Raw genomic sequence first — 22,364 nt, 5'->3', positions numbered from 1 at the left:
GGCGCGGGGCGGCGGGCCCGTTCCGGACTCCCCCGCCCCGCCCGCCGTCACAGCTCGGTGGCCGCCCGACGGGTCAGCCCGTACTTCGACGCGATCGAGTTCCACAGCTCCGACGCCTGCCGCTTCGCCTTGCTGGCCTCGCCGCTCTGCACGGTGGCCGCTTGCGTCTCGGAGGTCGTGCGCGCCTTCCCGTGCTTGCACACCTTCTTGCCGTTCTTGGCCTGCGCGGCCCATGCGGCGTAGTGCTCGTCGGCGGCGGCGGAGGCCTGCCAGGCCTTGGTGAGGGAGTCGCTCAACCGGGCGTGGTCCGGCAGCTTGTCGACGGACAGCCCCTCCAGCCGGGTCACCAGATCGCGGCGCTGCTGGGCGGCGCCCTTCAGATCGGTCACGGCCTGGTCCAGATCCGTGCAGCTCTTGGTCTTCTCCACGGCCCCGATGACCGCCGAGCGGCTGTTGTTGCTGTCCGCGAGCAGCTTGTCGAGCGCCTCGGCCTGCGGCTTCGCCGGATCGGACGCGGCCTTCGTCCCGGGCTCCCCGACGGGTGAACTCGCCGCGGCCACCGCCTGCTTGTCGTCCTTGCCCTTGTCGTCGCCGCCGCTCATCAGCGCACCCGCGCCGAGACCGACGACGGCGCAGCCGGCCACGACCGCCGCGATGAGCGTGACGTGCGCCCGCTTCTTGCGCGGCTGCTGCGGCTCCTCGTCCATCGGCCGGTACGCGGGCTGCGGGGGCTGCGGGGGCTGCCGGTCGCCCTGGTAGCGGGGTCCGGGGTCGAGATGGGGCATCTGCTGGGTGGCGCCCGCCGGCTCGTCGCTGCGGAACAGGTTGTCGAACTCGGCGGGCGGCTGCCGGTCGCCCGGGGCCCCGGGCCTGATGCCGTACGGGGCGCCGCCCGGGACCGGCGGGATGTACTGGGTCGCCTCGGCGTCGCCGCCCTGACCGGGCTGCTGCTGGTACGCCTGCTGCTGCGGCGGCAGCCCGCCCGGCCCGGGACCGCCGGCCACCGGCGCGATGTACTGCGTGGCCTCCGCGTCCCCGCCGGGACCCGCCCCGGGCCCGGCCTCGGGCGGCAACGGCTGCCCGAAGGGCTGCGGTTGCTGCTGGTGGGCCTGCGGAGGCTGCGGCTGCTGCTGAGCATACGGAGGCTGTGGTTGCTGCTGCGGCAGGTAGGGCTGCTGGGGCTGTACCGGCGGCAACGGCTGGGCCTGCGGCATCTGCGCGTGCTGCGGGACGGGCGGCTGCCCGTACCCCTGCCCCGGCGGCATCTGTCCGTACGGTCCCTGCCCGTACGCCCCCGGCCCCTGGGCGGGCGCCTGGGGCTGCGGCAGCGGCTGGGACTGATGCGGGGCGTCCTGGTGCGCCGCCTGCGGCCCCCAGGGCTGCCCCCACGGCTGGCCGCCCGCCGGGGCGGCCTGATCCGCGGGCCCCCCTGGTATCCAGGGCTCGCCGCCACCCGCGGGCAGCACGACACCTTCGTGCGCGGGCCGTACAGCAGGGAGCTGCTGCTCGTCACCCTGTCCGCTCTGCGTCACCGGGACTCCTACGTGTAAACCTACGGAATCGTCGGCTCACGCTATCGGGTGGTTGCCGCCGTCCGCCAAGCGTGTGCTGTCACTCACCAGCCCTTCACAGGTGCTGTAACGCTCAGCGCTCCCGGGACGCAGTTAAGGGGCGGCTTCCCGCGCACCCCCGGTCAGGCCGCCTGGAGCTCCAGCCGCGCGCCGAACTCGCGCACCGCCGCCTCGTCCCCGTACGGGAGCAGCCGCTGCTGCAGATCGTCCAGGTACTCCGCGCCCCGGCCGGAGCGCACCGACCCCAGCAGCTCCATCGCCCGCGTGCCCGTGTGGCAGGCCTGCTCCACCTCGCGCATCTGGACCTGGGCCGTGGCCAGGAGCACCAGACCGATGCCGCGGCGGCGGGCCCGGGACTCCGGATGGCCGGCCAGGGACTCCTTCGCCCGGCGCTCGGCGGCCTCCGCCTGGCCGAGGTCGCGGTGACAGTGCGCCAGCTCGTCCGCGAGATAGGCGTGGTCGAAGTGGGCGATCCAGTCGGGGTCGTCGCCCGTGCCGGGTTCTGCCTGCTCCATGGCCGTCAGGGCGCGGCCCGTCACCGCCTGGCACGTGCGGGCGTCGCCGAGCAGGGCGTGGCCTCGGGCCTCCGCCGCGTAGAACATCGCCTCCGCCCTCGGGGTGACCCGCCCGCGCGCGCCCTCCTGCGCGGCCCGGGCCAGCTGGGCGATCTCCCGGGGATTGCCGAGCTGCGCGGCGAGATGGCTCATCGAGGCGGCCAGTACATAACCGCCGTACGCCCGGTCGCCCGCCGCCTGGGCCAGGCGCAGCGCCTGGATGTAGTAGCGCTGGGCGAGCCCCGGCTGGCCGGTGTCGACCGCCATGTACCCGGCGAGTTCGGTGAGCCGTGCGACCGCCCCGAACAGCTGCCGGCCGACCGATTCCCGGTACGCCCCGGAGAGCAGCCCGGAGACCACGCTGTTCAGGTAGTGCACCAGGACCGGCCGCACATGCCCGCTGCCGAAGCGGTGGTCGAGGTCGACCAGCGCGGCCGTCATCGCCCGCACCGCCTCCACGTCCGGCATCCCGACCCGGGACCCGGCGGCCCGCGCCACCTGCGGGTCGGCTCCGGTGATCAGCCAGTCGCGGCTGGGTTCGACGAGCGCGGAGGAGGCGACCGCCGAGCCGGACAGGAAGTCGCGGCGGCCGACATCGCTGCGCCACAGCTCGCAGACCTGCTCGATCGCGCCGATCACGGTCGGGGCGAACTGCAGGCCGACGCCCGATGCCAGATTCTTGCCGTTGGCCATCCCGATCTCGTCGATCGTGACCGTACGGCCGAGCTTGCGGCCGAGCGCCTCGGCGATGATTCCCGGTGCCCTGCCGCGTGGTTGCTGTCCGCGGAGCCAACGGGCCACGGACGTCTTGTCGTAGCGCAGGTCGAGCCCGCGTTCCGCGCCGACCATGTTGACGCGGCGGGCGAGGCCGGCGTTGGAGCATCCGGCTTCCTGGATGAGCGCCTGGAGCCGTTCGTTCGGCTGGCGGGCGACGAGAGGCCTGGCTGCCATGTTTCCCCCTGAGGCCGCAGTGATCATTGAGCCGATCACTGCCCGGCGATTACGCGGAAAATGCACAGATTCATCGTGTTCGTCACGTGCGTCGTGTTCCTTGTCATTCATGTCGGCATATGACAGAGGCCGACCGTTCCGGACCCGCACATCTGCCGCCCGGCGGTTGCCCGTATGTGGCTACCCGCCCCGCCGGGCACCGCCTCACGCGCGCCCCCGCCCATGCATCCATGCGCCCCGCGTGCCGGACCGGTACGCCGCGTCCGCGCCTCGCGCGCCCGTAACCCCGGGCGTTGGCCGTAGTTGTGCTCTGCGTGGAAGAGCCCATCGGAGTCGAAGAGCCCGTCGTCGTCACGGAAGCCGTGAAGGTCCCCCTGCAGCGGGGCGAGCAACTGCTGGACGCAGCGGTGCGGTACGCGGAGGAGCGGCACTGGGACGTGTGCCCGGGCACCTGGCTGGAGGCGGCGGAGGGGAGCGAGCGGTGCTCCTGCGGCGACACCGGCTGCGCCGCCCCCGGCGCCCATCCCGCCGGTCCGGACTGGGCGGGCCAGGCGACCGGCAGCGGTGCCGCGGCCCGCCGGATGTGGTCCAGGCACCCGAAGGCGTCGATCCTGCTGCCCACCGGGCGCACCTTCGACGCCATCGACGTACCGGAGTCGGCGGGCTTCCTGGCGCTGGCCCGGATGGAGCGGATGGGCCTGCGCCTGGGCCCCGTCACGTGCAGCCCCGACCGGCGGATGTCCTTCTTCGTGCTGCCGGGTGCGGCGGCCAAGTCGGACGGCCTCGTACGGACGTTGGGCTGGCGGGCCGCCGCCATCGATCTGGTCGGCCGGGGCGACGGCCAGTACGTGACCGGTCCGCCGACCCGGGTCGGCGGGCGCGGGGCGGTGCAGTGGGCCCGCCGCCCCACCTCCGCCAACCGGTGGCTGCCGGACGCGGAGGAGCTCATCAGCCCGCTCGCCTACGCCTGCGCCAGGGAAGCGGCCGACGCACGGACCCGCCCCCCGCAGAGCGCCCTTTCGTAGGGTGGTCCCTGAAAACGGGGCCATCGAAAGGCAGTGCATCATGCAGGACCGGGCAGAGACCGACAGAGCGACACGGGCGGGTGAGGCGGGCGGACCGGCCACGCCGCCGCCCGCCGTGCGCGTACAGGGGCTGTGGAAGCGGTTCGGGGAACAGACCGCGGTGGCCGGGATCGATCTGGAGCTGCCCGCGGGCAAGTTCATCGGTCTGGTCGGGCCCAACGGCGCCGGCAAGACCACCACGCTGTCGATGGTCACCGGACTGCTCCGCCCCGACCAGGGGACCGTCGAGGTGGCCGGTCACGACGTGTGGCGCGACCCGGTCGAGGTGAAGGGCCGGATCGGGGTGCTCCCGGAGGGGCTGCGGCTCTTCGAGCGTCTCTCGGGGCGCGAACTCCTCGCGTACACCGGCAGGTTGCGGGGGCTGCCGGGCGCCGAGGTCGACAAGCGGGCCACCCAGCTGCTGGACGTGCTCGGCCTGGCGGGCGCCCAGCACAAGCTGGTCGTGGACTACTCGACCGGCATGCGGAAGAAGATCGGGCTCGCGGCGGCGCTGCTGCACAATCCCGAAGTGCTCTTCCTGGACGAGCCGTTCGAGGGCGTCGACCCGGTCTCGGCGCAGACCATCCGCGAGGTCCTGGAGCGTTACACCCGCTCGGGGGCGACCGTCGTCTTCTCCAGCCATGTGATGGAGCTCGTCGAGTCCCTCTGCGACTGGGTGGCCGTCATGGCGGCCGGCACGATCCGGGCCCGGGGCACCCTCGCCGAGGTGCGCGGCGAGGCGTCCTCGCTGCAGAACGCCTTCCTCGAACTCGTCGGCGCGGGCTCCCGCACCGACGGCGACTCCCTGGACTGGCTGGGCGGCAAGCGATGAGCGTGCTCGACGCCCCGGCGGGGGCCGCGCCCGGACCGGCCGGCGCCGGCGAGGGGCTCGTCGGTGTCTTCGTACGGCTGAAGCTGACCCTGCTGCGCAACGGACTGCGGCAGTCGGCCGGCCGGCGGGCCGCGTACATCGCCTCCGTCGTCTTCGCCCTGCTGTTCGCCGCGGGCCTGCTGCTCGGGCTGATCGCCTTGCGCGGGCACGCCCACGCCGCCTCCCTCGTCGTGCTGCTGGCGGGGGTGGTGGCGGTCGGCTGGACGGTGATGCCGCTGTTCTTCCCCAGCGGCGACGAGACCCTCGACCCGAGCCGGCTGGCGATGCTGCCGCTGCGGCCGCGCCCGCTGATCGGGGCGCTGCTGACGGCCTCGCTGGTCGGGATCGGTCCGCTGTTCACGCTCTGCCTGGCGGCCGGATCGGCCTTCGCGGTGGCGAGCGGGGCGGCCGGGGCGGTGTTCGCCGTGGTGGCCGCGCCGCTCACGCTGCTGGTGTGCGTGGCGCTGACGCGGGCCGTGGCCACGGCCAACACCCGGCTGCTGACGTCGCGCAAGGGCCGCGACCTCGCGGTGCTCAGCGGGCTGCTGATCGCGGTGGGCCTCCAGGTCGTCAACTTCGGTGCGCAGCGGCTCGGCCGGGTGGGCGGGCTCGCCGCGCTCGACCCGGCCGCGGACGTGGTGCGCTGGCTGCCGCCCGCCTCGGCGGTCGGCGCGGTGGACTCGGCGTCGCGGGGCTCGTACGGACAGGCACTCGTACAACTGCTGCTGTCCTTCGCGGCGCTGGCCGCGTTGCTGTGGCTGTGGCAGCGGAGCCTGGTGAAGCTGATGACGGCCCCGGACGGCTCGACCCTGGCCGCCGCCGGGCCGGGCCGCGAGAAGGCCGGCAAGGGCGGCTCCAGGCTTTCCGCGCTGCTGCCCCAGGGGCGCACGGGGCCGGTGATGGAGCGCAGCCTGCGGTACATCGCACGCGATCCGAAGACCAAGGCCGCCTGGACCACGGCGCTGGCGATCGGGCTGATCGTGCCGATCCTCAACGCGCTCCAGGGCACCGGGTCGATCTACTTCGCCTGCTTCGCCGCCTGGATGCTCGGCATCCAGATGTACAACCAGTTCGGGCAGGACACCTCCGCGTTCTGGATGGTGGCGCTGACGATCTCCTCGGCCCGTGACGCCTATCTGGAGCTGCGGGCGCGGGCCCTGGCGTTGCTGCTGATCACACTGCCGTACACGGTCCTGGTGACCGTGGTGACCGCCGGGGTGCTCGGTGACTGGGGCGACCTGCCGGAGGTCATGGGGCTGTCGCTCGCCCTGCTGGGCGGAATGCTGGCGACGGGCGCGGTGGCGTCGGCGAACTTCCCGTACTCGATCCCGCAGGACGGGGCGTTCAAGAACGTGGCGCCGGGGCAGGCCGGGCTCGCCTGGATCTCGATCTTCGGCGGCATGGTCTCGGCGGGGCTGCTCTGCGCACCCGCGATCGCGGTGACGATCTGGCTGCACGTCGCCGGTCTGGAGCAGTGGTTGTGGCTGCTGCTGCCCGTGGGGGCGGTGTACGGGGCGCTGATCACCTGGGCGGGGCTGCGGATCGCCGCGCCCCGCACGGCGGACCGACTCCCGGAGATCCTGGCGGCGGTCAGCAAGGGCTGAGGGTCCGTCGGCCGTGCGGCGGATCGGGGCCGGATCAGGCCCCCGGTCCGCCGCGGGCCCCGTCCGCGCCCGTCCTGATGCCGCGCTACGACGGGACGGGCTCGCGGTCGGCCCGGGAGTCCTCGGCGAACTGCTCCAGGAAGGGCTCGACCGCCGCGCGCCAGCCCTCGGGCTGGTCGTAGTGGACGAGATGGCCGGCGTCGGCCACCTCCGCGTACTGCCCGCGCGGCAGTACGCGGACCATCTCCTGGGCCTCCGCCCGGCCCAGCTCTCCGTCGAGGCCGCGGAGGACCAGGGTCGGGCAGCGGACCTGCGCGAGCTCCTCCCAGTGCGCGTCGAACACCCAGGTCGCGCGGGACCGGAGCATCTGGCGGCGGGAGAAGACGGGGCGCCAGCCGTCGGCCCGCTCGGCCATCACCTCGGCGAAGAACTCGCCGCGGGCCGGGTTGGGCCGCTCCACCCAGGGGTCGTCCTCGCCGAACCACTTCCGTACGTCGGAGAGCGTCGCGAACGGCACCGGCCAGGTCTTGAACCAGTCCTCCCACTCGCGCTGCGAGGCCGCGCCGAGCGCGGAGGCCCGCATGTCGCAGATGACCAGGGCCCGGACGAGATCGGGGCGCTTCGCGGCGAGCTGCCAGGCCGTCAGCGCGCCCATCGAATGTCCGACGAGGGTGACTGGGGCCAGGCCCAGCTGTTCGATCGCCGCCTCGGCATCGGCGATGTACGCGTCACGGGTGTACGGGCCCTCGGCCGGTTTGTCGCTGCGGCCGTGCCCGCGCTGGTCGAGGCCGACGGCGCGGTACCGCCCGGCGAGCCAGCGGGCGGTGGGGGCCCAGTGCGCGGCCCTTCCCATCAGGCCGTGGAGCAGTAAGACCCCGGGAGCGCGCTCGCCCTCCGCGCGCCCCTTGGGCGGGTCGGCGAACTCCCAGGCCGCGAGGCGTACCCCGCCGGTCCCGGTCACATCGATGCGCCGCACCATATGTCCTGGCACCCCCTTCTGGTCCTCGATCACCGCTTGATGCACTGCTCGATCACCGCGTGGTCGCGTCACGCCAGACTATCGAACTTGTATTCGAAAACCGCCTTTCGCCACCCAACACCGCTCGTTCGAGTGACCGCCGTCAAGGATTGACCGGGGCGGCGGCGGGGAGATCTTCTGCGGGAGGCGGGCCACTCGGGGATGAGGGCCCGTGGGGATCGACCTCGAGAGCTCGGGGCTCCAGGTCGAAGCAGGGGAGGACAGGCCCCGGCGCCGCGAGGCGCCGGGGCCCTCCGTCTTCCGGGAGGCCGCCGGCACCGGTGCGCGGCGACGGGCGGCGGCGGGCGATGCGCGGATGCTTCCACGGGCACTGCCGTGCGATGCCCGGGCGGCCGGGACCGCGGCAGCGACGGTCCGGTACGCGCGCCGGACATGCCGGGCGCGCCAGTACGACGGGCGCATGCGCCTGCTCCCTCCCGACCGCGCGGCCAGTCGACCGACACTCTCAGGTATGCCTCAGGCACAGCCTGGCACGCGATCCGTCCGGGCGCTGTAGTTCCGGACGGAAAAAGGGAAAGCGGAATCGACCCGTGAACGCCCTGCCGACGGCATCCGGCCAAGCGGTGGTGCGCGGGGACGAGACGCTCAGCGCTTGCCCACGAACACGTGCGAGGCGACCTCGGTGTCCAGCTCCGCCGCCTCGCCGCTGCTGCCGACCAACACGCCGCCGGGCGACTGGGTCACGCTGACCACGGAGCCGGGCTGCACACCCGCGCGCCGCAGCGTGTACATCAGCTGGGCGTCCGTCTGGATCGGCTCACCGATCCGGCGCACGACCACCGTCTTGCCCTCGGCACCCGGGTCGAGCTCCGACAGGCTCACCATGCCCTCGTCGAGGAAGGGGTCGGCCTCGGCCTTCTCGCCCAGCTCCTCCAGGCCCGGGATCGGATTCCCGTACGGCGACTCCGTCGGATGACGCAGCAGCTCCAGCACCCGCCGCTCCACCGCCTCGCTCATCACATGCTCCCAGCGGCAGGCCTCGGCGTGGACCTGCTCCCACTCCAGGCCGATCACATCGACGAGCAGGCACTCGGCGAGCCGGTGCTTGCGCATCACGCGCGTCGCCAGGCGGCGCCCCTCGTCGGTCAGCTCCAGGTGCCGGTCGCCCGCGACCTGCACCAGACCGTCACGCTCCATGCGCGCCACCGTCTGGCTGACCGTGGGACCGCTCTGGTCCAGTCGTTCCGCGATCCGGGCGCGCATGGGGACCACGCCTTCCTCTTCGAGTTCGAGGATGGTGCGGAGGTACATCTCCGTGGTGTCGATCAGTCCGGACATTCGTGCCCCTCGATGCTGTGACAGGAAAACGTCGTAAGCGCTGCGCGCTGGCCCTGACCCAATTCTGACGCATACCGCCGACAACCGTGCCGCGCCCGGCGAACACCGTGCAGCGGAGCCGCCGGGGCGGTATTGACAGGTCACTGGTCCAGACCGCAACGTGATCCGCGGCACGGACACCCGTGAACACTCTCTCTCCCGCCGGAAAGGGCCTCCTCGATGAGCGACAGCAAGCTGGCCGGTCAGTTCTTCGACGCAGCGATCGGCCTGCTGGAGCGGGTACGCGACGAGGAGTCCGGCAACATCGCGGCCGCCGGTGCCGCGATCGCCGACGCCGTCGCGGCGGGCGGCCGGCTCTTCGCCTTCGGCGCCGGGCACTCCTCGCTCGCCGCCCAGGACGTCGTCTACCGGGCGGGCGGCCTCGCCCTGATGAACCTGCTGGCCGTCCCGGGAACGGTCGGCGTCGACGTCATGCCCGCGACCCTCGGCTCCGCGCTGGAGCGGGTCGACGGACTGGCGGGCGCCGTGCTGGACTCCAGCCCCGCCCGGGCCGGCGACGTCCTCGTGGTCATCTCGCTCTCCGGGCGCAACGCGCTCCCGGTGGAGATGGCGCAGAACGCACGGGCGCTCGGCCTGAAGGTCATCGGCGTGACCTCGGTGGCGTACGCGGAGGGCACCCGCTCCCGGCACGTCTCGGGCGGCTTCCTGCGGGACCACTGCGACATCGTGCTCGACAGCAAGATCGCCATCGGTGACGCGGAGCTGACCTTCGACGGGATCGAGGCACCGTTCGCCCCCGCGTCGACGGTGGTCACCAGCGCCCTGATGCAGGCGATGATGGCCGCCGCGGCGGAACAGCTCGTGGAGCGGGGCGTGGAGCCGCCGCTGCTGCGCTCGGCGAACGTCGACGGCGGCCACGAGTGGAACGGACGCGTGATGACGGAGTACCGGGACCGGATCTTCTACCGCCGCTGATCGCACCGGGCCGTCGGCCTCCCCGCTACGGGCACGTCGGCAGCACGACCCGGACCGTCAGTCCGCCGCCCGGGTTCGCCGTCGCACTCGCCCCGCCGCCGTGCGCCCTCGCGATCGACGCCACGATGGAGAGCCCCAGACCGGCCCCCTCACCGGGAGCGTGGCGGCGGGCCTGCGCCCGGCGGAACGGCTCGAACAGCAGCGGCACGGTCGCCGGGTCCACCACCGGCCCGGTGTTGGCGACCTCCAGACCGCCCGGCCCCACCCGGACCCGTACCGTCCCGCCGGGGTGGTTGTGGCGCAGCGCGTTGGCGACCAGGTTGTGCACGAGGTGGTCCAGCAGGACCGGGTCGCCCTCGACCGGCAGCGGCCGGGCCTCCGCCTCGACGGTGATGGACCGGTTCTCCGCCTCCGGCTCCAGCGCCTCGGTCACCGTGGCCGCGGTCGCGTCCAGGTCGACCCGTTCGCGCCGCCGCAGGCCCTCGTCGGAGACCGCGAGGAGCAGCAGTCCCTCGATGAGCTGCTCGCTGTCGGCGGCGGTGTCGATGAGCTTGTCCCGGATCCAGGCGACCTTCTCGGGCGACGGGTCGTCGGCGAGGCCGATCTCGGCCGCGGCCCTCTGCACGGCGAGCGGGGTGCGCAGCTCGTGGGCGGCGTTGGCGGCGAACCGCTGCCGGGCGGCGACCAGCTCCTCGATCCGGTCGAGCATCCCGTCGAAGGTGTCGGCCAGTTCCTTGAGCTCGCCGGGCGGGGCCTTCAGCGCGAGGCGTTCGTGCAGGTTGCTGCCGGAGAGCCGGCGGGCGCGGGCAGTGATCACACCGACCGGCCGCAGCACCCGGCCCGCCATCCACCAGGCGAGCGCGACGGAGAGCGCCGAGTAGACGGCGAGGGAGACCCCCGAAACCGTCAGCAACTGGTTGAGCGCGGCATCCCCGGCGGCGGTGCTGACCTTCCGCGCCACCGCGTACTGCCCGGGTTGCATGACCACGGTCTGCGCCCAGTCCGACGACGGCAGCGCGGGCGCGGTGGCCATGCCCGACCGGACGGCGGAGGCGGTGGTCCCGGCGGGGACCGCCGGGGCCACCGCGGTCAGCACACTGGCGTAGAGGCCCTCGCTGACCAACAGGTAGACCAGCCCCACCAGCAGGGCACCGGCCAGCACCAGCAGTCCGCCGTACAGCGCGGTGAGCCGGGCGCGCTCGCTGCTCACAGGCTCTCCCCCGGCCCGTCGGCGAGGCCGTCCCCGATGCGGTAGCCGGCCCCCGGGACCGTCTCGACCACCGGGGGCGCGCCCAGTTTGGCGCGGAGCTTGGACAGGGTGACCCGGACCGCGTTGGTGCGGTAACTGGTGTCCTCCTCCCACACCTCCTCGATCAGGTCGTCGCCGCTGACGACCGCGCCCTCGGCCCGCAGCAGGGCCTCCAGCACGGCGAACTCCTTGCGGGAGAGCGAGAGGTAGCGGCCGTCGCGGCAGACCTGGCGGCGGGCGGTGTCGAGCGTCAGCCCGGCCCGCTCCAGGACCGGCGGGAGAGCGGGGCGGGCACGGCGGCCGAGCGCCAGGACCCGGGCGAGGAGCTCGTCGTACGCGAACGGCTTGGTCAGGTAGTCGTCGGCGCCGAGGCCGAGGCCGGCCACCCGGTCCCGTACCGTGCCGGACGCGGTGAGCATCAGGATCCGGGTCAGCAGGCGCATGCCGACGACCCGCCGGCACACCTCGTCGCCGTGCAGCCCCGGCAGATCGCGGTCGAGGATCATCACGTCGTACGCCCCGAACCGAAGCCGGTCCAGCGCCGCCCGGCCGTCGGGGGCGATGTCCACCGCGACGGCGTCGCGGCGCAGCCCCTCGGCAATCATCCCCGCCAGGAATTCCTCGTCCTCCACCAGCAGCACACGCATGGGCCCTGTTTAGCCGAAAGCGGTGTTTCGCCGGTGTAAGCATCCGGGCTGAGAGAAACGAAACCGCGTCCTCGCACACGCTCGGGCCGTACGCACCCGGCCTGTCAACAACGGACGAGGAGCCCCCATGAGCCCCACCATTTCCCGCCGGACCACCTCCCGCGCACAGAGTCGCGGCGTCGCCGCCGCCTGCCTGATCGCCGCCGCCGTCGTCCTGTCGGCCACCGCCTGCTCGGGCGACGGCAGCGGAACCAAGAGCGGCAAAACCGCTTCGGACGGCAAGAAGACGGAGGAGGACCAGGCCCTGGAGCACCGCAAGTGCCTGCGGGAGCAGGGTCTGGACATCCCGGAGCCGAAGCCGGGCGACAACGGCCACGGAATAACCATCAACGGCGGCGGCAAGAGCAAGCAGGAGATGGAGAAGGCGATCAAGGCCTGCCAGGACAAGGCGGTCGGCGGTGGGCCCAAGGAACTCACCCAGGCCGAGAAGGACAAGATGCTCGCCTTCGCCCGGTGCATGCGCGAGAACGGCTTCGACATGCCCGACCCGAAGTTCGAGGGCGGGATGGCGCAGGCGCCCGCGATGCAGCAGAAGGACATGAAGAAGTTCGAGAAGGCCAACGCGGCGTGCGAAAGCGCCGGGCGGTGAGGCGCGGACGCGTCATGGTGGCCGCTGCCGCGGTGCTCGCCGTGGCGGCCGGGTCGCTGGTTCTCACCCGGTTCGGCTCCGCCGGGGAGCCGGGCGGCCCGGAGAACACCGGGCTGCCCCCGGCCACCGTCGCGGTCGAGCGCGGCGACCTGCGCGACAGCGCCCAGGCGGACGGGACGCTCGGCTTCGACAAGCAGCGCAAGGTCAACGCGGGCGCGGCAGGCACCATGACCTGGACCCCGCGCACCGGCTCGACCGTCAAGCGGAACGAGCGGCTTTACGAGGTCGACGGCCGGGCGGTGTGGCTGATGTACGGCTCGGGGCCGATGTACCGGACGCTGAAGCCGGGCGACCGGGGCCGGGACGTGGAGCAGCTGGAGCGCAATCTCGTGGAGCTCGGTTACACCGGCTTCACCGCGGACGACGAGTACACCGAGCTGACCGCGGCAGCCGTCAAGCGCTGGCAGAAGTCCCACGACAGAGAGCGGACCGGGACGGTGGGACCGAAGGACATCGTCTTCGCCCCGGCGGAGGTCCGGATCAAGAGCGTCGGGGCGGCCGTCGGCGAACTGGCCCAGCCCGGCGCTCCGGTCCTCACCACGACCGGCTCCGAGCGCATCGTGACGTTCGAACTCGATGTCGCCGAGAGCGAGCTCGCCCAGGCGGGTACCAGGGTCACCGTCGATCTGCCGGACGGCAGCAGCGCGGCCGGATCGGTCTCCTCGGTCGGCCGGACGGCGAAGCCCGGCAAGGACCCGCAGGACAACAGCCCCAAGGTCACTCTGACCGTCTCCTTCGACAAGCCGGACAAGGTCGGCGGCTTCGACCAGGCGCCGGTCACGGTGAACCTGGCCGGCGAACTCCACAAGGACGTCCTCAGCGTCCCGGTGAACGCGCTGCTCGCGCTGCCCGGCGGCGGCTTCGGCCTCCAGGTCGTCCAGGACGGCACGGTCCGCGATGTGAAGGTCGAGCTCGGCATGTTCGCCGAGGGCCGGGTCGAGGTGTCCGGTGGCGGGCTGCGCGAGGGCATGAAGGTCGGGGTGCCGAAGATATGAGCACGGTCGTCGGTCTCAAGGCCGTCACCAAGGAGTACCCGGGCCCGGTCGCCGCCCTGCGCGGGGTGGACCTCACCGTCGAGGAGGGCGAACTCCTCGGCATCGTCGGCCCGTCCGGCTCCGGCAAGTCCACGCTGCTGCACATCATCGGCACCCTGGACCGCCCCACCGCCGGGTCCGTCCACATCGCCGGGCACGACGTGGCGGCGCTCTCCGACCGCAGGCTCTCCGCGCTGCGTGCCCAGCACATCGGCTTCGTCTTCCAGGCGTTCCACCTGGTGCCGGGCGTCAGCGCCCGCGACAACGTCGCGGAGGGCCTGCTGTACTCGGGCCTGTCCCGTGCCGTACGCCGCCGCAGGGCCGCCGCCGCGCTGGAGCGGGTCGGGCTCGCCGACCGCCTCGACCACAAGCCGCACCAGCTCTCCGGCGGACAGAGACAGCGGGTCGCCATCGCGCGGGCCGTCGTGGGGGAACCCGCGCTGCTGCTGGCCGACGAACCGACCGGGGCGCTCGACTCGGCGTCCGGGGAAGCGGTGATGAAGCTGCTGCACGACCTCAACCGCGAGGGCGCGACCATCGCGGTCATCACGCACGACACCGAGATCGCCCGGGACCTGCCGCGCGAGGTGCGCATCCGGGACGGCCAGGTGGTCGCGGACGTACGCAATCCGTCCGCGGACGTACGCGATCCGTCCGCGGATGCGCGCGACGGGTCCGGGAACGGCCGCTCCCCCTCCGGGACGGGGGCGGGCCGGTGAGCGCGCGGCGCGCGGACCGCGAGGCCGGCAGCCGGGGCCGGGGGCGGCTGAGAGCGGCCCGGCTCCGCCCCCGGGACGTGCTGCACGTCGGCTCGGCGGGGCTGCGCAGCCGACCGATGCGGGTCGTGCTCTCCGCCCTGGGCATCGCCATCGGCATCGCGACGATGATCTCCGTGGTGGGCATCTCCGCCTCCAGCCAGGCCCAACTGCTCCGGGAGCTCGACAAGCTGGGCACCAACCTGCTCGTGGCCTCCCCCGGCGATTCGATGTTCGCCGGGCAGGACGTCGAACTGCCCGAGGACGCGGTCGGGATGGTGGGCCGCATCAAGGGCGTCCAAGAGGTGGGCGCGACCGCCGACCTCGACACGACCGCACGCCGCAACGAGAAGATCGACGAGGACGACACGGGCGGGATCACCGTCAAGGCGGCCACCGGCGACCTGCTGCGGGTGCTGCGCGGCGAGGTCCGCAGCGGCCGCTGGCTCAACAACGCGACCGGACGCTACCCCTCCGTCGTGCTCGGCCATGTCTCCGCCGAGCGTCTCGGCATCACCGCTCCGGGCCGGCAGGTGTGGATGGGCGACCGGTACTTCACCGTGGTCGGCATCCTCGCCCCGCTGCCGCTCGCACCGGAGATCGAACGCTCCGCACTGGTCGGCTGGGAGGGCGCGAAGCGTCTGCTGGGCTTCGAGGGCCACCCGACATCGGTGTACGAGCGCTCGGCCGACGCGGCGGTGCAGGACGTACGCAAGGTCATGGCGGCGACGGTCGACCCGCAGAACCCGCAGAACGTGAAGGTCACCGACCCGTCGTCGGCGCTCCGGGCCAAGGCGGCGACCGAAGGGGCGTTCAGCAGCATGCTGCTGGGCCTGGGCGGCATCGCGCTGCTCGTCGGCGGCGTCGGGGTCGCCAACACCATGATCATCTCGGTGCTGGAGCGGCGGTACGAGATCGGGCTGCGCCGCTCGCTCGGCGCGACCCGGGGCCAGATCCGCATCCAGTTCGTCACGGAGTCGCTGATGCTCTCCGGCCTGGGCGGCCTGGCGGGCGTGGCGCTCGGCGCGGCGGCGACCGGGGTGTACGCGTACTCGGGCGGGCTGCCCTGGGTGGTGCCGCCGTGGGCGGTCGGCGGCGGCTTCGGCGCGACGCTGGTGATCGGCACGATCGCGGGCCTCTACCCGGCGGTGCGGGCGTCCCGTCTCTCCCCGACGCTGGCGCTGCACGCGGCGTGAGGCCGGGCCCCGGCCGGGGCCGGTGCCGGGCTCCACCCCGGGGCCCGGCACACCCCTGCCCGCCCCGCGAGCCCGGCATGATCCGAACGAGAGGCCCTAGCGGCCCTGGGGCCGCTTCATCACCTGCGCCAGGTCCACCGCCGCGGCCACCCGCACCGCCACGCTCTCCGCGTACGCCGCGTCAGGACGCTCGAAGGCCGCGCGGTGGGCCGAGCGCAGGAACGTCACCACACCCAGCGTGCGCCCCCTGCTCCGCAGCACCGTGCACAGCGCGTGCACGGCGTCGCCCGGCCACTGCCGCTCCGCCGCCCACACCCCGGCCCCGGGCCCGGACCCCGCACTGGCCCGCGCCGAACCCGTCCGGTCCACCGCCTGCAGCGCCGGGTGCCCCGCCGCGTACCGAAGCGGAATGGACCCGCCCGCCACCGGCAGGCACGGGCCCGGCTCACCGGACGGGGTCGCCGCCACCCGCACCAGCCGCTCCCCCGCCACCAGATCGACCAGCGCGTGGTCCGCGAAGCCCGCCAGCGCGTAGTCCAGATAGGACGTCGCCGCCTCCATCGGGTCCTCGCACTCGGACGCCGACCGCGAGGCCCGGTGCAGCTGGTTCGACCTGAACCTCATCCGGTCCGCCTCCTGCGCCGCCAGCTTCTCGGCCGTCACGTCCTGGAACAGCCAGCCGACCCCCAGCGGCACCGGCTCCTCGGCGAGCGGCGACGTCAGCTGCAGAAAACCACTGCGCCAGCAGCGCCGCCGCTCCCCCTCCGCCGTCCGCAGCGTCACCCACAACTCGGCGGGCGCCGGTGGTGCGCCCTCGGCGAGCACATGCTGCAACGCGCCCTCCAGATCCTCGACGCCCTGCACGATCAGCTCCCCCAGCGGGCGCCCCAGCAACGTCGTACGGCCACCGCCCAGCGCCCTTGCCGCATGCGCGTTGACGATCGTCGGCCGCAGATCCGCGTCGACCAGCACCACACCCCAGGACGCGTCCTCGAACAAGGCCTCGCTCAGCGCGATCGACCGCTCCAGATCGATATGCGCGTGCACCTCGCTGAACGCGCAGTACACCCCGGCCGGTCCGCCGTCCGCGCCCCGGACCCGGGCCGACTGGGTCCGCACCAGCACCCGCCCGCCGTCCTTGCGCAGCAGCGCGAACTCATGGACCCGGCGGCCCGCCCCGTCCATGGCCGCCATCAGCCGCCCCTGCACCTCACCCGCGTCCGCCCGCCGCACCGCCCACCCGGCGAACCCGGACCGCCCCACGGCCTCCTCGGCGGACCAGCCCAGGATCCGCTGGGCCTCGCGGTTCCAGTGGGTGATCGTGCCGTTCGCGTCGAACGCGCAGAGCGCGGTGTCCATCCCGTCGAGCAGCGCGGCGAGCAAATCGGCCCCGGGCCCCGCCTTCGGTCCCTCGTCGGGTCCGAGCGCCTCGGCCGTTCCACTGCTTGTGGACGCACTCACCCCATACCCCCCGCAGGACGCATCCGGCATTTCCGCACGTCAGACCATTGAACTCCAAGGTGACCCAGCCCACGTCGACTTCCCGGAAATCAACCCGCGCATTAATTCGCTTGTGCGGTGCGAGAGACGTTCCTAGGCTGCTGCCAGCGAAGAAAGGAGGTGTTCCGGAAGTGATTTCTTCTCGGACTCGTGAGGTGGCTGCGGGCTGACGCCCGTTGTCGCGCTCTTTGCAGTGCAGGCCGGTCGTCGGCCAATCCCAAGCAGTCACCGACCCGCAGGCTCGCCGGTAAGTCCGGCCGGCTCCTCCGCAAGGAGGGACCAGAGCCTGCGGGTCTCTGCATGTCCGCAGGGGGCTGCCCCGAAGGGATCCGCTACGGGCACAGGCGCTCGACGCGCCACTGCTCGCCCTCGCGTACGTACCGCAGCCGGTCGTGCAGCCGGTTCTCGTGGCCCTGCCAGAACTCGATCGTGTCGGGGACGACCCGGAAGCCGCCCCAGTGCGGGGGCGCGGGAACGTGTTCGCCCTCCGGGTAGCGGGCCTCCAGTTCCTCGTAGCGGGCGAGCAGCTCCGCGCGGGAGCCGATCACCGTGGACTGCGGGCTCGCCCAGGCGCCGAGCTGGGAGCCGTGCGGGCGGGTGCGGAAGTAGGCGACCGTCTCCTCGCGGCCGACGCGGGCCGCCCGGCCGGTGACGATGACCTGGCGGGCCATCGGGTGCCAGGGGAAGAGCAGCGAGACGTACGGGTTGGCGGTCAGTTCGCGGCCCTTGCGGGACTCGTAGTTGGTGAAGAAGACGAAGCCGCGCGCGTCGTACTTCTTCAGCAGCACGGTGCGCGAGGACGGCCGGCCCTCGGGGGTGGCGGTGGAGACCACCATGGCGTTGGGCTCGTGGAGCAGCCCGCCGACGGCGACCTGCCGGAACCAGTGGGCGAACTGCTGCATCGGGTCGGCGGCCAGCGTGTCCTCGGTGAAGCCCTCGGAGCGGTACTGCTCGCGCATCGCGGCCGGATCGGTGGTGGAATCGGAGGGGGAGTCTGCGGTGGGCACGGGGTCATCCTGCCGCAGCGGTCGAGTCGGCCCGGCAAGGAGGGGTAGGGAGGGGGTGGGCAGTGGTCCGGGGCGGTGTCGTTCCGGGGTGCTGTGCCGGATGTCACGCTTCCCCGCGTCGGGGGGAAGCCGCCAATATCTTGGGGCAGGCCACTGTGGCCTCCGCAGAGCCGTCGACCGAGGGAGCCGCCATGTCCGACTTCGTACCGGGACTAGAGGGAGTCGTCGCGTTCGAGACGGAGATCGCCGAACCGGACAAGGAAGGCGGGGCGCTCCGATACCGGGGTGTCGACATCGAGGATCTCGTCGGCCATGTGTCGTTCGGCAACGTCTGGGGCCTGCTGGTCGACGGGGCGTTCAACCCCGGTCTGCCGCCGGCCGAGCCGTTCCCGATCCCGGTGCACTCGGGGGACATCCGGGTCGATGTCCAGTCCGCGCTGGCGATGCTCGCCCCGGTGTGGGGTCTGAAGCCGCTGCTCGACATCGACGAGGAGACCGCGCGCAACGACCTGGCGCGGGCCGCCGTGATGGCGCTGTCGTACGTCGCCCAGTCGGCGCGCGGTCAGGGGCTGCCGATGGTCCCGCAGAGCGAGATCGACAAGGCGCAGTCGGTGGTCGAGCGGTTCATGATCCGCTGGCGGGGCGAGCCGGACCCCAAGCATGTGAAGGCCGTCGACGCGTACTGGACGTCGGCCGCCGAGCACGGCATGAACGCCTCGACGTTCACCGCCCGCGTCATCGCGTCGACCGGAGCCGACGTGGCGGCGGCGCTGTCGGGCGCGGTGGGCGCGATGTCGGGGCCGCTGCACGGTGGTGCGCCGTCCCGGGTGCTCGGCATGATCGAGGAGATCGAGCGGACCGGTGACGCCACCGCGTACGTGAAGAAGGCGCTGGACAAGGGCGAGCGGCTGATGGGCTTCGGGCACCGGGTCTACCGGGCCGAGGACCCGCGGGCGCGGGTGCTGCGGCGCACGGCCGAGGAGTTGGGCGCGCCGCGCTTCGAGGTGGCGCAGGCGCTGGAGAAGGCCGCGCTGGAGGAGCTGCACGCGCGGCGGCCGGACCGGGTGCTGGCGACGAACGTGGAGTTCTGGGCGGCGATCATGCTGGACTTCGCGGAGGTTCCGGCGCACATGTTCACGTCGATGTTCACCTGCGCGCGTACGGCGGGCTGGTCGGCGCACATCCTGGAGCAGAAGCGGACGGGGCGGCTGGTGCGTCCTTCGGCACGGTACGTGGGCCCCGCCTCGCGCGATCCCCGGGAGATCGAGGGGTACGACCAGCTCGCGGACCTGGGGAACTGAGCGCCGGTTCCGGGCCGGGCGGTTTTGGGCCGTGTCCCGCCCCCGGCCCGGTGCCCCGCGGTCAGTCGAGTGCGTCGTCCAGCAGTGCCGCCCACTGGGCCACGACCCTCCGGCGGCGGGCCGTGTCGTCGGTGAGGACGTTGGCGAGGCCGAGGCCGCGGGCCATGTCGAGGAGGCCCTGGACGGTCTCGCGCACTCCGGGCTTCGTCTCGTCGGCGGCGAGGAGTTCGACGGCGATGCGGTGGGTCTCGCGGCCGACGCGGGCTTCGAGTTCGGTGACGCGGGGGCGGAGCTGCGGCTCGTTGGAGGCGGCCACCCAGAGTTGGAGCGCGGCGCGGAAGAGCGGGCCGGTGTAGAGGTCGACGAGGGCGGCGACGACGTCCGTGCGGGCCTGGACGGGCAGGGCGCGCAGGGCGGCGGAGCGTTCCTCGGCGACGTATTCGACGGCGGCGGTGAACAGATCCTCGCGGGTGGGGAAGTGGTGCTGGGCGGCGCCGCGCGAGACGCCCGCGTGTTCGGCGACGACGGAGACCGTGGAGCCCGCCCAGCCGTGTTCGGCGAGGCAGGCGACGGCGGCTTCCAGGAGCCGGCGGCGGGTGGCGCGGCTGCGGTCCTGCTTGGGGGTCCGGTCGGTGGGGGGCGTCACAACACCCATGCGGGGTCCCGTCGTTCGAGGAAGGCCGTCATTCCCTCCCGGGCCTCGGCGGAGGCGAAGAGGGCCGCCGAGCGGGCGATGAGGTCTTCGGCGTCCTGGTCGAAGCTTTTCAGCACAGTAGCCGTGACCAGCTTCTTCGATGCGGCCAGCCCCTGGGGGGACGCCTTGCGCAGCCCGTCCAGGACGGGGGCGAGGTCCTTGTCCACCTCCTCGGCGGCGAGTGTGATCAGGCCGATGCGGGCGGCCTCGGCGGCGTCGAAGCGTTCTCCGGTGAGGTAGTAGCGGGCGGCGGCGCGCGGGTCGATGCGGGGCAGCAGGGGCATCGAGATCACGGCGGGGGCCAGGCCCAGGCGGGATTCGGTGAGGGCGAAGGAGGCGGCGGGGCCGGCCGCGGAGATGTCGCAGGCGCCGAGCAGGCCCAGGCCGCCGGCCCGTACGTGTCCGGTGACCCGGGCGACGACGGGCTTGGGCAGGGCGACGATCTGCCGCATCAGGGCGACGAGGACGTGCGGGTCGGGCGGTGCGGTGAGGTCGGCGCCCGCGCAGAAGGTGTTGCCGGTGTGGGTGAGGACGACGGCCCGTACGGTGTCGTCGGCCGCGCACGCGTCCAGGGCGTCGGCGAGCTCGCCGACGAGTGGAGCGGAGAGTGCGTTGCGGTTGGCGGGCGAGTCGAGGGTGAGTGTGGTGATGCCCCGGTCGTGGGTGGGGCCGGCGAGCGCCGTCATGGGTCGGTCGTCTCCTCTGGTTCCGGTGGGTCCTCAGCCGCTGGTGGTCCCGCGGGTCCGCTCCCGGTCGCGCAGTTCGCGGCGGAGGATCTTGCCGGAGGCGGCGCGCGGGATCGTGTCGACGAATTCGAGCTGCCGGACCTTCTTGTACGGGGCGACGCGCTCGGCGACGTACGCCATGACGTCGTCCGCCGCGAGGTCCGGTGCGAACGGCTGGCGGACGACGCACGCCTTGGGGACCTCGTTGCCCTCGTCGTCGTACGCCCCGATGACGGCGGCGTCGGCGACGGACGGGTGGGTCAGCAGCAGGGCCTCCAGGTCTGCGGGGGCGACCTGGTAGCCCTTGTACTTGATGAGTTCCTTCACCCGGTCGACGACGAACAGCCAGCCGTCGGCGTCGACGTGTCCGATGTCGCCGGTGCGCAGCCAGCCGTCGGCGTCGATCATCTCGGCGGTGGCCTCGGGGCGGCCGAGATAGCCCTTCATGACCTGCGGGCCGCGGATCAGGATCTGGCCGTCGGTGCCGGGCGGGGCGTCCTCGGTGTCGTCACCGAGCGAGGTGATCCGCATCTCGGTGCTGGGCAGGAGTCTGCCGACCGAGCCCGGGGGCGGGTTCTCGGCGGCGAGCGGGACGACATGGGTGCCGGGCGAGAGTTCCGTCATGCCGTAGGCCTGGCGCACGAGTGGCAGCCCCAGGCGCTGGGAGCAGGCGGCGGCGAGCGCGGCGTCGAGGGGGGCGGCGGAGCTGACGACGTACTCCAGCGAGGACAGGTCGTGCCGGTCGACCAGGGGGTGCTTGGCGAGGGCGAGGACGATCGGCGGGGCCACGTACAGGCCGGTGATCCGGTACTTCTCGATCGTGGCGAGGAACTGGCCGAGGTCGAAGCGCGGCAGTACGACGACGGTGGCGCCCATCCGCAGCGGGGCGTTCATCAGGGCGGTCAGCCCGTAGATGTGGAAGAACGGGAGCACGGCCAGGATGCGGTCGCCGGGGCCCATGGGCGCGAAGGGGCGGAGCTGCTCCAGGTTGGTGCCCATGGAGCGGTGGGTGAGCATGACGCCCTTGGGGGTTCCGGTGGTGCCGGAGGAGTAGGGCAGGGCGGCGATGTCCTCGCCGGGGTCGAGGGTGATGCGGGGTTCGGGGGCGGTGGTGGCGAGCATGTCGAGTACGGAGGTGTGTCCCTCGGCCCGGTCGCTGACGAAGACCTGCTCGATGGAGCCGGCGAGCCGGGCGGCCTCGCGCGCCGTCGCCAGGAGCGGGGAGACGGTGACGATCCAGCGGGCGGAGGAGTCGCGGAGCTGTTTGGCGAACTCCTCCGCCGTGGCCAGTGGATGGATGGTGGTGACGGTGGCGCCGGCCCGGGTCGCGCCGTAGAACACGGCCGGGTAGGCGATGGTGTTGGGGCTGTGCAGGGCCAGCACGTCGCCCTTGCGCACCCCGGCCCCGGCGAGCGCGGCGGCGATCCTGCGGTGGAAGGTGTCGAGCTGCCGGTAGGTCAGGGTGGAGCTGTCGTCCGTCCCGTCGATCAGGGCCACCGTGTCGCCGTACGCGGTGGTGGCGTCTCCCAGGACCGCGTCATGGATGGGTGTGTCGAGTGCGGGTACGGCGGGGTGGTCGCTGTGGAACACGTGCGCCATGGCGGGTCCCTTCGGAGCGGCGGTGTGGGGAGACGGACGGT

At 73.0% G+C, this 22,364-nt stretch carries 20 protein-coding genes; 9 read left to right on the top strand and 11 right to left on the bottom strand.

Annotation, left to right across the window (positions count from 1 at the left end; all coding sequences use genetic code 11):
• Positions 1-47: 47 nt before the first annotated feature.
• Entirely contained in the window at positions 48-1,532 is a 1,485-nt protein-coding gene (locus tag ACWCPY_RS00450; RefSeq protein ID WP_451262101.1) for a hypothetical protein, read from the bottom strand.
• 161 nt (positions 1,533-1,693) lie between these two features.
• Complete coding sequence (locus ACWCPY_RS00445; protein ID WP_451262100.1) at positions 1,694-3,076, bottom strand: transcriptional regulator; 1,383 nt, start codon at positions 3,074-3,076, stop codon at positions 1,694-1,696.
• 305 nt (positions 3,077-3,381) lie between these two features.
• Here ACWCPY_RS00445 and ACWCPY_RS00440 point away from each other — a divergent pair, with 305 nt between their 5' ends.
• From ACWCPY_RS00440 to ACWCPY_RS00430, 3 genes are read left to right on the top strand one after another with little or no spacing between them, the layout of a single operon-like run.
• Complete coding sequence (locus ACWCPY_RS00440; RefSeq protein ID WP_451262391.1) at positions 3,382-4,101, top strand: bifunctional DNA primase/polymerase; 720 nt, start codon at positions 3,382-3,384, stop codon at positions 4,099-4,101.
• A 40-nt stretch (positions 4,102-4,141) separates the two neighbouring features.
• Positions 4,142-4,972, top strand: a complete 831-nt coding sequence (locus ACWCPY_RS00435; RefSeq protein ID WP_451262099.1) for an ABC transporter ATP-binding protein — start codon at positions 4,142-4,144, stop codon at positions 4,970-4,972.
• Positions 4,969-6,615 carry a transporter gene (locus ACWCPY_RS00430; protein WP_451262098.1) on the top strand — a complete coding sequence of 549 codons (1,647 nt, stop codon included), beginning with the start codon at positions 4,969-4,971 and terminating at the stop codon, positions 6,613-6,615. Before ACWCPY_RS00435 ends, ACWCPY_RS00430 begins: the two co-directional genes overlap by 4 nt.
• 85 nt (positions 6,616-6,700) lie before the next feature.
• On the opposite strand, the gene ACWCPY_RS00425 is transcribed toward ACWCPY_RS00430, so the two are convergent.
• Together ACWCPY_RS00425 and ACWCPY_RS00420 are read right to left on the bottom strand one after the other, a co-directional pair.
• Entirely contained in the window at positions 6,701-7,594 is an 894-nt protein-coding gene (locus ACWCPY_RS00425) for an alpha/beta fold hydrolase (protein ID WP_451262390.1), read from the bottom strand.
• Between the two features lie 645 nt (positions 7,595-8,239).
• Entirely contained in the window at positions 8,240-8,932 is a 693-nt protein-coding gene (locus ACWCPY_RS00420) for a metal-dependent transcriptional regulator (protein WP_072485713.1), read from the bottom strand.
• A gap of 219 nt (positions 8,933-9,151) precedes the next feature.
• On the opposite strand from ACWCPY_RS00420, the gene ACWCPY_RS00415 reads away from it, so the two are divergent.
• A complete protein-coding gene (locus ACWCPY_RS00415; protein WP_329820578.1) occupies positions 9,152-9,907 on the top strand; it encodes an SIS domain-containing protein in 756 nt (251 codons plus the stop codon).
• Between the two features lie 25 nt (positions 9,908-9,932).
• Here the strand turns inward: ACWCPY_RS00415 and ACWCPY_RS00410 are convergent, their stop codons facing one another.
• The gene (locus ACWCPY_RS00410) at positions 9,933-11,117 is read right to left on the bottom strand and encodes a sensor histidine kinase (protein WP_451262097.1); all 1,185 of its coding nucleotides are present in this window, start codon (positions 11,115-11,117) and stop codon (positions 9,933-9,935) included.
• Positions 11,114-11,803, bottom strand: a complete 690-nt coding sequence (locus ACWCPY_RS00405; protein ID WP_451262096.1) for a response regulator transcription factor — start codon at positions 11,801-11,803, stop codon at positions 11,114-11,116. The genes ACWCPY_RS00410 and ACWCPY_RS00405 overlap by 4 nt, the downstream gene beginning before the upstream one ends.
• Positions 11,804-11,930: 127 nt before the next feature.
• Between ACWCPY_RS00405 and ACWCPY_RS00400 the strand changes: the two genes are divergently transcribed.
• Genes ACWCPY_RS00400 through ACWCPY_RS00385 form a run of 4 tightly spaced genes read left to right on the top strand, consistent with a single transcriptional unit; the run spans position 11,931 to position 15,497 of the window.
• Positions 11,931-12,452, top strand: coding sequence for a hypothetical protein (locus ACWCPY_RS00400; protein ID WP_451262095.1), 522 nt, complete (start codon positions 11,931-11,933; stop codon positions 12,450-12,452).
• A 14-nt stretch (positions 12,453-12,466) separates the two neighbouring features.
• Positions 12,467-13,507, top strand: a complete 1,041-nt coding sequence (locus ACWCPY_RS00395; protein WP_451262094.1) for a peptidoglycan-binding protein — start codon at positions 12,467-12,469, stop codon at positions 13,505-13,507.
• Positions 13,504-14,265, top strand: a complete 762-nt coding sequence (locus ACWCPY_RS00390) for an ABC transporter ATP-binding protein (RefSeq protein WP_451262093.1) — start codon at positions 13,504-13,506, stop codon at positions 14,263-14,265. The genes ACWCPY_RS00395 and ACWCPY_RS00390 overlap by 4 nt, the downstream gene beginning before the upstream one ends.
• Complete coding sequence (locus ACWCPY_RS00385) at positions 14,262-15,497, top strand: ABC transporter permease (protein WP_451262092.1); 1,236 nt, start codon at positions 14,262-14,264, stop codon at positions 15,495-15,497. The genes ACWCPY_RS00390 and ACWCPY_RS00385 overlap by 4 nt, the downstream gene beginning before the upstream one ends.
• Positions 15,498-15,593: 96 nt before the next feature.
• On the opposite strand, the gene ACWCPY_RS00380 is transcribed toward ACWCPY_RS00385, so the two are convergent.
• Together ACWCPY_RS00380 and pdxH are read right to left on the bottom strand one after the other, a co-directional pair.
• The gene (locus tag ACWCPY_RS00380; RefSeq protein WP_451262091.1) at positions 15,594-16,958 is read right to left on the bottom strand and encodes a PAS domain-containing protein; all 1,365 of its coding nucleotides are present in this window, start codon (positions 16,956-16,958) and stop codon (positions 15,594-15,596) included.
• 371 nt (positions 16,959-17,329) lie between these two features.
• Positions 17,330-17,956, bottom strand: a complete 627-nt coding sequence (pdxH, locus tag ACWCPY_RS00375) for a pyridoxamine 5'-phosphate oxidase (protein ID WP_451262389.1) — start codon at positions 17,954-17,956, stop codon at positions 17,330-17,332.
• A 239-nt stretch (positions 17,957-18,195) separates the two neighbouring features.
• Here pdxH and ACWCPY_RS00370 point away from each other — a divergent pair, with 239 nt between their 5' ends.
• On the top strand, positions 18,196-19,305 hold the full coding sequence (locus ACWCPY_RS00370; protein WP_451262089.1) for a citrate synthase 2: 1,110 nt from the start codon (positions 18,196-18,198) through the stop codon (positions 19,303-19,305).
• A 61-nt stretch (positions 19,306-19,366) separates the two neighbouring features.
• On the opposite strand, the gene ACWCPY_RS00365 is transcribed toward ACWCPY_RS00370, so the two are convergent.
• From ACWCPY_RS00365 to ACWCPY_RS00355, 3 genes are read right to left on the bottom strand one after another with little or no spacing between them, the layout of a single operon-like run.
• Positions 19,367-19,960: a TetR/AcrR family transcriptional regulator gene (locus tag ACWCPY_RS00365; protein ID WP_451262088.1), complete on the bottom strand. Its 594-nt coding sequence runs from the start codon at positions 19,958-19,960 to the stop codon at positions 19,367-19,369.
• Complete coding sequence (locus ACWCPY_RS00360) at positions 19,948-20,685, bottom strand: enoyl-CoA hydratase family protein (protein ID WP_451262087.1); 738 nt, start codon at positions 20,683-20,685, stop codon at positions 19,948-19,950. The genes ACWCPY_RS00365 and ACWCPY_RS00360 overlap by 13 nt, the downstream gene beginning before the upstream one ends.
• A gap of 33 nt (positions 20,686-20,718) precedes the next feature.
• Positions 20,719-22,323: a 4-coumarate--CoA ligase family protein gene (locus ACWCPY_RS00355; RefSeq protein ID WP_451262086.1), complete on the bottom strand. Its 1,605-nt coding sequence runs from the start codon at positions 22,321-22,323 to the stop codon at positions 20,719-20,721.
• Positions 22,324-22,364: the final 41 nt, after the last annotated feature.

The organism is Streptomyces sp. NPDC002403, from assembly GCF_053593015.1.
This window is presented reverse-complemented; position numbering and strand designations above follow the sequence as displayed.

What these genes read in the sequence shown, in the direction of transcription:
- ACWCPY_RS00445 (WP_451262100.1), bottom strand. Translation starts at nt 3,076, where the DNA reads ATGGCAGCCAGGCCTCTCGTCGCCCGCCAGCCGAACGAACGGCTCCAG.
- ACWCPY_RS00435 (WP_451262099.1), top strand. Translation starts at nt 4,142, where the DNA reads ATGCAGGACCGGGCAGAGACCGACAGAGCGACACGGGCGGGTGAGGCG.
- ACWCPY_RS00430 (WP_451262098.1), top strand. Translation starts at nt 4,969, where the DNA reads ATGAGCGTGCTCGACGCCCCGGCGGGGGCCGCGCCCGGACCGGCCGGC.
- ACWCPY_RS00425 (WP_451262390.1), bottom strand. Translation starts at nt 7,594, where the DNA reads ATGGTGCGGCGCATCGATGTGACCGGGACCGGCGGGGTACGCCTCGCG.
- ACWCPY_RS00420 (WP_072485713.1), bottom strand. Translation starts at nt 8,932, where the DNA reads ATGTCCGGACTGATCGACACCACGGAGATGTACCTCCGCACCATCCTC.
- ACWCPY_RS00415 (WP_329820578.1), top strand. Translation starts at nt 9,152, where the DNA reads ATGAGCGACAGCAAGCTGGCCGGTCAGTTCTTCGACGCAGCGATCGGC.
- ACWCPY_RS00405 (WP_451262096.1), bottom strand. Translation starts at nt 11,803, where the DNA reads ATGCGTGTGCTGCTGGTGGAGGACGAGGAATTCCTGGCGGGGATGATT.
- ACWCPY_RS00400 (WP_451262095.1), top strand. Translation starts at nt 11,931, where the DNA reads ATGAGCCCCACCATTTCCCGCCGGACCACCTCCCGCGCACAGAGTCGC.
- ACWCPY_RS00395 (WP_451262094.1), top strand. Translation starts at nt 12,467, where the DNA reads ATGGTGGCCGCTGCCGCGGTGCTCGCCGTGGCGGCCGGGTCGCTGGTT.
- ACWCPY_RS00390 (WP_451262093.1), top strand. Translation starts at nt 13,504, where the DNA reads ATGAGCACGGTCGTCGGTCTCAAGGCCGTCACCAAGGAGTACCCGGGC.
- pdxH (WP_451262389.1), bottom strand. Translation starts at nt 17,956, where the DNA reads ATGCGCGAGCAGTACCGCTCCGAGGGCTTCACCGAGGACACGCTGGCC.
- ACWCPY_RS00370 (WP_451262089.1), top strand. Translation starts at nt 18,196, where the DNA reads ATGTCCGACTTCGTACCGGGACTAGAGGGAGTCGTCGCGTTCGAGACG.
- ACWCPY_RS00365 (WP_451262088.1), bottom strand. Translation starts at nt 19,960, where the DNA reads ATGGGTGTTGTGACGCCCCCCACCGACCGGACCCCCAAGCAGGACCGC.
- ACWCPY_RS00360 (WP_451262087.1), bottom strand. Translation starts at nt 20,685, where the DNA reads ATGACGGCGCTCGCCGGCCCCACCCACGACCGGGGCATCACCACACTC.
- ACWCPY_RS00355 (WP_451262086.1), bottom strand. Translation starts at nt 22,323, where the DNA reads ATGGCGCACGTGTTCCACAGCGACCACCCCGCCGTACCCGCACTCGAC.